Here is an 8,196-nt window from a genome sequence, read left to right as displayed (position 1 = left end):
CCAGCGCCGGGCTGAGCCCCGCCAGGAACAGGGTGATCAGCGACAGCGGGGTAAGCAGGATGGACACCAGCGGGACGGCCAGCAGGTTGGCCGGCAGCGACGCGAAGGCGACCCGGTCGAACAGCCACCAGGTCAGCGGCAGCAGACCGAGCATCAACAGCCACTGCAGCCGGACGAGGCCGAACAGGCCGGTCCAGCGGGCCCGTGCCTGGATCACGGCGAGGATCAGGAGCACGGCCGCGAACGACAGCCAGAAACCCGCGTCCAGCGGGGCGAACGGGTCGAGGGCGACGACCAGCGCGAACGCCACGAGCCACAGGTCGAACAGGCGCCAGCGCCGCCGCCCAAGCACGCCCAGCAGCAGGATCGTCAGCATCAACGCCGCGCGCAACGTGGGGATCGACAGCCCCGCCACCAGGGCGTAGCTCCAGGCGGCGACCACGGCGGCCGCCGCACCGACCCATTGCGCGGGCATGCCCGAGCGAGCCGCCAGCCGCGGCCAGACGGTCCGGGCGAGCAATCCGACCAGCGCGGCAATCATGCCGACGTGCAAACCGGAAATGGCGAGGAGATGATTGGTCCCCGTGGCCAGCAGCGTCTCCCACTGCCGCTCGTCCAGGCCGGAACGATCCCCGATCGCCAGGCCAAGCAGCAGGGCCTCGCCGGCGCGCGCTCCGGGCGTTCCGGCGGGGTCGGCCTCCTCTGCCCGGGCCAGGACCTTCCCCAGTAGCGCCTGCGCCCGGTGACGGATCCGGTCGACCCGCGCCCTCGCCCCGCTCGCCTTCCCGAGCCGGACGGGATCACCGTCACGCAGATACCCGGTGGCCAGCAGGTGATGACGAAACAGCCAGCGCCGGTAATCGAACCCGCCCGGGTTGGCATATCCATGCAACGGCTTGAGCCGGGCGGTGAACCGGTAGCGATGACCGGAGACGAGCTTCACCCGCTCCTCCGCTGGCGTATAGTCGCCGAGCCGCAGCCGCCCGCCCTCCGGGATGGAACGACACTCCTCTGCGGACGGCGGATCACCCGGCTCGGCCGCGCGGGCGGCACTCGCCTCGATGACGAAACGCCGACGATCCGGGCGGTCGTCGACCAGGCCCCGCACGGTCCCCTCGAGCCGGCAGTCGATACGCTGGTCGAAGGAAGGCGTGCGGTCGATCAGCGTTGCGCTGCTCCCCAGGGTATGTGCCAACCCGGACAGCAAGGCCAGCACCAGGGCCGAGCGCCGCGAACCCGCGGCCCACAGCAGCACGACAACCGGCAGCAATCCGACAGCCAGCCAGACGGTCGCCGGGGGGGGCGGACAGGGCCAGTTGCCCCGCCCAGGCAAGTGACAGCCTCCAGGCCGCGTCGCTGCCCGTCGTCCACGGAAGCAGCCAGCCGAGCAACGCCCCGACCGGCCAGGCAAGCAGAAGGCCCCGTGTCGACGACGGCCCGTGGCCGACGGAGTTCGCCTCGCGATTGATCATGCGTTCGCATCCCTGCAGACGTGATCCACGACCCGCTCGGGTCGACCGGCAGGTGTCGCGTGCAGGCAACACTCGGGCATTCCTTGCTCCCGCGGTGTTGCGTTACCATGCCGGCATGAACACTGTAGCCGCCCCGACGATCCACTGCATCCCTGTCCTCTCGGACAACTACGTCTGGCTGGTCGAGGGGCTGGACGGTGCCACGGTCATCGTCGATGCGGGCGAAGCCGGCCCGGTGATCGAGGCGATCGAGGCGCGTGGACTCACGCCGGCGGGAACGATCATCACCCACCACCACGCCGACCACGTGCAGGGGCTGGGTGCACTGCTCGCCCGCTTCCCGATGCCGGTCCATGGCCCGGACAGTTGCCGCCGTTTCGGGGTGGACCATGTCGTCGGTGAAGGTGACGCCTTCGAGGTGCCCGGGGTCGGCCGGTTCGAGGTCATGGCCACGCCGGGGCACACGCAGGATCACCTGACGTACCTGCTGGGCCGGCACCTGTTCTGCGGCGACACCCTGTTCACCGCCGGTTGCGGCCGCCTGTTCGAGGGCACCGCCGTACAGATGCTGAACTCGCTCGACCGGATCGCGGAACTCGACGACGAAACCCGGATCTACTGCGGGCACGAGTACACCGCGGACAGCCTGCGCTTTGCCGCCCATGCCGAGCCGGACAACCCGGACATCGTCGCGCGGGTCCACGACGTGGCCGTGAAACGGGAACGGGGCGAACCCACGGCCAGCGCCTCGCTCGTGCTCGAGAAGAAGACCAACCCGTTCATGCGTGTGCGCGTACCCGCGCTGAGGGCGGCCATCGAGACTTACGTCGGTCACCCCCTTCCGGACGACGCGGAGGCATTCGCGATGCTCCGCCACTGGAAGGATGATTTCGATGGCCTGGCGCGACTGTAGCGCGCGGCCCGTCGGATCGGACGGAACGGCGAACCCGGCCCGGACACCTTTTCAACAAACAGCGTGATTTCCATGGACGACACATACCCCCCATCCCCTGTTCCCCGACCTGCGAGGACACCATGGAGCCTGTTGTTCCAGGTCGCTGTCGTTTCCCTCGTGGCGCTGCTCCTCAACGGCTGTGCCAATCTCGCCACGCAGGAACCGGGCCGAGAGGATCCGAGCGGAGTCGCCCAGGACTCCGATTTCAGCCCCCTGCCCGCCATCAGTGACCAGGAGAAGGCCGGCAAGGACCACAGCAACGACCTCTGGCGTGCCGTCGCGTCCCGCTTTTCCCTGCCGGTCCCCGACAACAAGCGGATCGACGCGCAGATCGCCCGCTACGCGCGCCATCCCGAGTACCTGCAGGAGGTGAGCGAGCGCGCCGAACCCTACCTCTACATGATCGTGGAGAAGCTCGAGGCGGCCGACCTGCCGCTGGAACTGACCCTGCTGCCCGTCGTGGAGAGCGCCTACCTGCCGGGGGCCCGGTCGTCGAGCTCGGCGGCAGGCATCTGGCAGTTCATCCCCTCGACGGGCGACCACTTCGGCCTCGAACGCGACACGTTCTACGACGGCCGGCGTGACATCGAGGCCTCCACCGAGGCCGCCGTGACCTACTTCAGCCAGCTGCGCGGCATGTTCGACGACGACTGGTCGACCATCATCGCCGCCTACAACGGCGGCCAGGGCACGCTGCTCAATGCCGTCCGCCACAACCGGAAACAAGGCCGCCCGACCGATTTCTGGAGCCTGACCACACTGCGCAAGGAAACCCAGGACTACCCGGCTCGCCTGTTCGCACTGGTCAAGATCTTCTCCGAACCGGAGAAGTACGGCTTCTCCCCTCACCCGATCAAGAACGGTCCGGCACTGGCCCAGGTGGAACTCGACCGCTCGATCAGCCTGATCAAGCTCGCCGACCTGACCGGCTTGGATCACGACGAGATCTATCGGCTGAACCCGGGCTTCGATCGTTCGATCACCGGCGGCAAGAAGCGCCGATTGCTGGTTCCACAGGAGGCCAAGGGGCGGTTCGACATCGACACGCTGAACTCGGCGGCGTCCGAGGCCGAGGACTGGCAGCGCTACACCATCGTCAAGGGCGACAGCTTCCATCGCATCGCGCGGCGGTACGGCAGTTCCGTGGACGAGATCCTGGCCATCAACCGTCGCCAGTCGGCCTTGGCCCGACCCGGGGAGGTGATCCTCGTGCCGGCCGGGCGCGTCGACCAGGCAATCGCCTCCGGCAATGCACGCACCCACACCGTCGAGCCCGGCGAATCGCTCTGGGCGATTTCACGCAAGCACGACATCAAGCTCGCCGAGCTGAAACGGATGAACGCCTTCGACGACGACCCGGTACTCCGTCCTGGCGACAAGGTGGTGGTGGGCGTGGCCGAGGCAGACGAGCCGAACGGGGAGTCGGGGGATGATCCGTCCCGCTACGTGGTCCAGCCCGGCGACACCCTGTGGCACCTCGCCCGGCGCTTCTCCACCACCGTGGACAAGCTCAGCACGCTCAACCGACTCGGCCCCAACGCCGCGCTCCGCCCCGGCCAGGAACTGGTGGTCGCCAGCAACTGAGCCCGCCAGCCGGACACGAAAAACGGGGCCCCGGCGGCCCCGCTTTTCGCTTGTCACACCGACAGGATGTCAGTTCGGACGGTCGATACCCAGCCAGCGCATGGTGTTCTTCCGCGTGAGATCCGCCATCTCGTCGAGGGTCGTGCCCCGTACGTCGGCCAGCATCTCGGCCACGTGGCGCACGCGGGTGGGATTGTTGGGCTTGCCGCGGAAGGGAACCGGCGAGAGATACGGGGAGTCGGTCTCGACCAGCAGCCGGTCGGCCGGCACCTTCTGCGCGACCTCGCGCAACTCGGCGGCCGACTTGAAGGTCACGATGCCCGAGAAGGAGATGTAGAAGCCGAGATCCAGCGCCCGCCGGGCGGTCTCCCAGTCCTCGGCGAAGCAGTGCATCACCCCGCCGCACTCCTCGGCGTGCTCGCGCTCAAGCACGTCCATGGTGTCGCCGGGCGCCCCGCGCGTGTGGATGATCACCGGCTTGTCCAGCGCCCTAGCCGCCTCGATGTGCGCGACGAACCGATCGTGCTGCCAGCGTTCCCCCTGCTCGCAGTGGAAGTAGTCCAGCCCGGTCTCCCCCACCGCGACGATCGATTCGGCGTGACGATCCTCGCGGATCGCCGCCACCAGATCCTCCGCCGGGATCACCTCACCGACCTCGTCGGTCGGATGCAGCCCGTAGGACAGGTAGACGGCCGGCCGGTCCGCCCGGCGGTCCGCCATCCCGGCGAGATACGGGGCGACCAGGTCGGTCATCGAGACCCAGGACGCCGGCGAGATGGCCACGCAGAGCATCTGCGTGACCCCCTCGTCGTACGCAACCTGCATGAAGCGATCGAAGTCGTTGTCGAAGGCTTCGAGCGCGACGCGGTCGAGATGGCAATGGGAGTCGAAAAGCTGCATCGGCGAACCGGGTTGCCTCGTGATCACATGGTGTAGGTCGGCGCGTCCTTCTCCAGGGAGCCGGCCAGGTAGGTCTCGATCTGCTGCCGGGTCTTGCCGTGGTCCATCGCCCCGAACTGCACCCCGATCCCCGGGGTCTTGCCCCCCTGGTTGCCGGGTGGCGTGATCCAGATCACCTTGGACGCCACCGCCAGGCGCTCCGGGCTGCCCATCAGGGTGAGTGTGAGGAAGATCTCCTTGCCCAGCGGGATGTTGGTGTGACCGGGGATGAACAGCCCGCCGTTCTTCACGAACGGCATGTAGGACCGGTAAAGGGTTTCCTTGTCCGGGATGTCGTGGTGGATCATGCCCCCACCGAGGCCACCCCCGTTATGCGCCGCTGCCATGACCTGCTCCTTATCGATGGTTGCGCGAATGCCGGCGGGTTGGAGACCGACGGCTCCCGACCCCGACGGATCCGGAATCTCGAGGTGCAAGTCTAACGGCTTTGGCCCCGGGTCGCCTACCCGAAGACGATGTCTGCCGGAATGGCGAAGACGATCACCCGGTCACTCACCGGCCATCGGGGATTCAGAGGCCGGGGTCGAGCCGACGCGGCAGGCGCGGGTCGACCAGGTCGAGGGCGAGCTGCTCGACGGCAAGCTCCGGGTGCAGGGGGTGGCCGGCCTCGCGGGCGAACCGGACCAGGCGCGACTGGACGGCCAGCCAGTGTTCGTCGTCGTGCGAACGCGCCAGCTGCTCCACGGACGCCTCGAGCGCGGCCGGCACCTCCGTCGGCAGCCCGGCCCGACCACGGGCCACGGCCGCCCACAACCGCAGGAGCCAACGGGCTAGGGCCGGTCGTGGCAGGGACAGCCACGGCTCGATCACCCCAACGGGGTTGCCCCGCCCGGCCATCAGGTCCACCCACGCCCGGGTCACCGCCTGCCAGTCGAAGGTCAGCTCGCCCTCTTCCAGCAACGCCGGATCGTCGACGAACGCCGCCAGGCGGGCCTGCTCCGGTGCAAGCCCCCGTGCCGCCTGCCACCAGTCGGCCAGCTCGGCCTGGCGCGGCTCGCGCAGGCGCAGGCGCTGGAGCCGCGAGCGGATGGTGGGCAGCAGGCGATCGACGTGCTCGACCGTGCAGAGGAACTGCGTCGCCTCGGGCGGTTCCTCGAGGAGCTTGAGCAGGGCATTGCCCGAGTTGCGATTGAGCCGCTCGATGCGCTCGATGACGATCAGGCGCATGCGCCCGTAGCGCGTGAACCAGGCACCCTCGATCAGGTCACGGATGGCATCGATAGGGATATCACGATGATCGGGGTCGTCGGCCAGCCGGTGGACATCCGGAAAGCTGCCCTGCTCGGCCTGTCGACAGGCCGGGCATGCACCGCAGGGCCAACCGTCCCTCGGCGCCTCGCAGATCAGCCGGCGGGCCAACGTCTCGACCAGTGCCGTCATCGTCGACCCCAGCCGCCCGTGCAACAGCAGCCCGTGCGGCAGCCGGCCGGCACTCACCAGCCGGTCGAGCTGGGTCCAGGCATCCCGCACCCAGGCCGCTCCCTCGATCATCCGGGGCTGGCTGGACAGGCGGCGCTCCGCCGACCCGGCGATCTCCTCCGTGGCCGCGTTCTCAACCATATCGTGCCTCCAGCGTGCGCTCGATCCGGGCCCTGACCGCCTCGATCGGGGCACCGCCATCCACACGCACGATGCGATCGGGGTGCTGCTCGGCCAGACGGGCGAATCCCCCGCGCACCCGCTCGAAGAAGGCCAGGGCCTCCTGTTCGAAACGGTCGGCCGCCTCGCGGGCCGCGGCCCGCTGCAGGCCGAGCTCCACGGGCACATCCAACCAGAATGTCAGCGACGGGTTGCAACCGTCGTGGGCGATCCCGGCAAGCTGCTCGATCATCTCCATCGAGACACCGCGACCGGCCCCCTGGTAGGCCCGGGTCGAGTCGGTGAAGCGATCGCAGACCACCACGCTGCCCGTCGCCAGCGCCGGCCGGATCACCCGCTCGACGTGCTGGGCCCGCGCGGCGAACATCAGCAGCAGCTCGGTGGTCGGGGCCACCGGCTCGTCGCGCACGGCCTTGAGCACGCCTCGCAACTCCTCGGCCAGCGGCGTGCCCCCCGGCTCGCGCGTGGAGACGACGGCCTCGCCGCGCGACTCGAACCACTCGCGCACGAAGGCCATGGCGGTGCTCTTGCCGGCGCCCTCGAGGCCCTCGAGGGTGACGAACCGCGAGGTGTCCACGCCGGCGGTCATCGGGCGACCGCCTCGCCGCGCTGGTGGGCTCGCCACCGCAGGACGGCCCGGTTGTGTTCGTCCAGGCTGCGCGAGAAGTGGTGCCCGCCCGTGCCGTCGGCCACGAAGAACAGGGCATCGGTCTCCTCGGGACGCGTCGCGGCGACCAGCGAGTCCTTCGACGGCAGAGCGATCGGCGTGGGGGGCAGCCCGTCGCGCGTGTAGGTGTTGTAGGGGGTGTCCTCCCGCAGGTGCCGGGAAAGCAGCACGCCATCGTAGTCGTCGCCCATGCCGTAGATGACCGTCGGGTCGGTCTGCAGGCGCATGCCGCGCTCGAGGCGGTTGACGAACACGCCGGCGACCTCGCCCCGCTCGTCGGGCACGGCGGTCTCGCGCTCGATCACCGAGGCGAGGATGAGCGCCTCGTAGGGGCTGTCGACGGGCAGACCCTCGGCGCGTGCACTCCAGGCGCCATCCAGGGCCTCGCGCATCTTCCGGTGGGCAAGCCGGATCAACTGGCGGTCGGTGGTACCGGCGGAATAGCGGTAGGTATCGGGGTAGAGCCAGCCCTCGAGGTGCTCGACCGGCAGTTCCAGGGCCTCGATGACGCCCTCGGGCGAGAGGTCCTCCAGGGTGCGTTCGATGTGCGGCGCACTACCGACGATCTCGAGGAACCGCCGCGCGGTGACGCCCTCGGGGATCGTCAGGGAATACTCGACCACGTCGCCGGCCGCCATCCGGTCGAGCAGGCGGCCGAGCCGCTCGCCGGCGGCAATCTCGTACTCGCCGGACTGGATGGCCCGCGACTGGCCGCGGAATCGGGCCGTCCAGTAGATCACCGCCTCGGGAAGTGCCGGGTTCACCGCATGAATGGACGCGGCCACGTCACGCATGGTCTCGCCTCGCTCGACCACCACGGGCACCGGGGACTCGGCCACCGGCATCTGCCAGAAGCGATAGGCCTCCGACACCGCGAAGAACAGGGTCGCCAGCAAGGCCATGCCCCCCGCCCAGATCACGAACACCCCGATGGCTCGCCGCATTGATGACTCCAGAAA

At 69.2% G+C, this 8,196-nt stretch carries 8 protein-coding genes; 2 read left to right on the top strand and 6 right to left on the bottom strand.

Annotated elements, in window-relative coordinates; all coding sequences use genetic code 11:
- On the bottom strand, positions 1-1,255 hold a 1,255-nt coding region (locus ACLFMY_RS02160), incomplete at its 3' end, for a ComEC/Rec2 family competence protein (RefSeq protein ID WP_410762875.1).
- Positions 1,256-1,587: 332 nt separating this feature from the next.
- On the opposite strand from ACLFMY_RS02160, the gene gloB reads away from it, so the two are divergent.
- A complete protein-coding gene (gloB, locus tag ACLFMY_RS02155; RefSeq protein WP_410762874.1) occupies positions 1,588-2,385 on the top strand; it encodes a hydroxyacylglutathione hydrolase in 798 nt (265 codons plus the stop codon).
- Positions 2,386-2,517: 132 nt separating this feature from the next.
- Positions 2,518-4,011, top strand: coding sequence for a LysM peptidoglycan-binding domain-containing protein (locus tag ACLFMY_RS02150; RefSeq protein WP_410762873.1), 1,494 nt, complete (start codon positions 2,518-2,520; stop codon positions 4,009-4,011).
- 69 nt (positions 4,012-4,080) lie between these two features.
- Here ACLFMY_RS02150 and ACLFMY_RS02145 read toward each other — a convergent pair whose 3' ends face one another.
- The 5 genes from ACLFMY_RS02145 to mltG form a co-directional block, all read right to left on the bottom strand.
- A complete protein-coding gene (locus tag ACLFMY_RS02145; protein WP_410762872.1) occupies positions 4,081-4,911 on the bottom strand; it encodes a TatD family hydrolase in 831 nt (276 codons plus the stop codon).
- Positions 4,912-4,934: 23 nt separating this feature from the next.
- Positions 4,935-5,297 carry a PilZ domain-containing protein gene (locus tag ACLFMY_RS02140; protein WP_410762871.1) on the bottom strand — a complete coding sequence of 121 codons (363 nt, stop codon included), beginning with the start codon at positions 5,295-5,297 and terminating at the stop codon, positions 4,935-4,937.
- Positions 5,298-5,481: 184 nt separating this feature from the next.
- Positions 5,482-6,531, bottom strand: coding sequence for a hypothetical protein (locus tag ACLFMY_RS02135; RefSeq protein WP_410762870.1), 1,050 nt, complete (start codon positions 6,529-6,531; stop codon positions 5,482-5,484).
- A complete protein-coding gene (gene tmk / locus ACLFMY_RS02130; RefSeq protein WP_410762868.1) occupies positions 6,524-7,159 on the bottom strand; it encodes a dTMP kinase in 636 nt (211 codons plus the stop codon). The genes ACLFMY_RS02135 and tmk overlap by 8 nt, the downstream gene beginning before the upstream one ends.
- Positions 7,156-8,181 (bottom strand): endolytic transglycosylase MltG, encoded by a 1,026-nt coding sequence (gene mltG / locus ACLFMY_RS02125; protein ID WP_410762867.1) that lies wholly within the window; start codon positions 8,179-8,181, stop codon positions 7,156-7,158. The genes tmk and mltG overlap by 4 nt, the downstream gene beginning before the upstream one ends.
- Between the last annotated feature and the right edge of the window lie 15 nt (positions 8,182-8,196).

The organism is Guyparkeria sp., from assembly GCF_046545975.1.
Classification (GTDB): Bacteria; Pseudomonadota; Gammaproteobacteria; order Halothiobacillales; family Halothiobacillaceae; genus Guyparkeria.
This window is presented reverse-complemented; position numbering and strand designations above follow the sequence as displayed.

What these genes read in the sequence shown, in the direction of transcription:
- gloB (WP_410762874.1), top strand. Translation starts at nt 1,588, where the DNA reads ATGAACACTGTAGCCGCCCCGACGATCCACTGCATCCCTGTCCTCTCG.
- tmk (WP_410762868.1), bottom strand. Translation starts at nt 7,159, where the DNA reads ATGACCGCCGGCGTGGACACCTCGCGGTTCGTCACCCTCGAGGGCCTC.
- mltG (WP_410762867.1), bottom strand. Translation starts at nt 8,181, where the DNA reads ATGCGGCGAGCCATCGGGGTGTTCGTGATCTGGGCGGGGGGCATGGCC.
- ACLFMY_RS02140 (WP_410762871.1), bottom strand. Translation starts at nt 5,297, where the DNA reads ATGGCAGCGGCGCATAACGGGGGTGGCCTCGGTGGGGGCATGATCCAC.
- ACLFMY_RS02135 (WP_410762870.1), bottom strand. Translation starts at nt 6,531, where the DNA reads ATGGTTGAGAACGCGGCCACGGAGGAGATCGCCGGGTCGGCGGAGCGC.
- ACLFMY_RS02145 (WP_410762872.1), bottom strand. Translation starts at nt 4,911, where the DNA reads ATGCAGCTTTTCGACTCCCATTGCCATCTCGACCGCGTCGCGCTCGAA.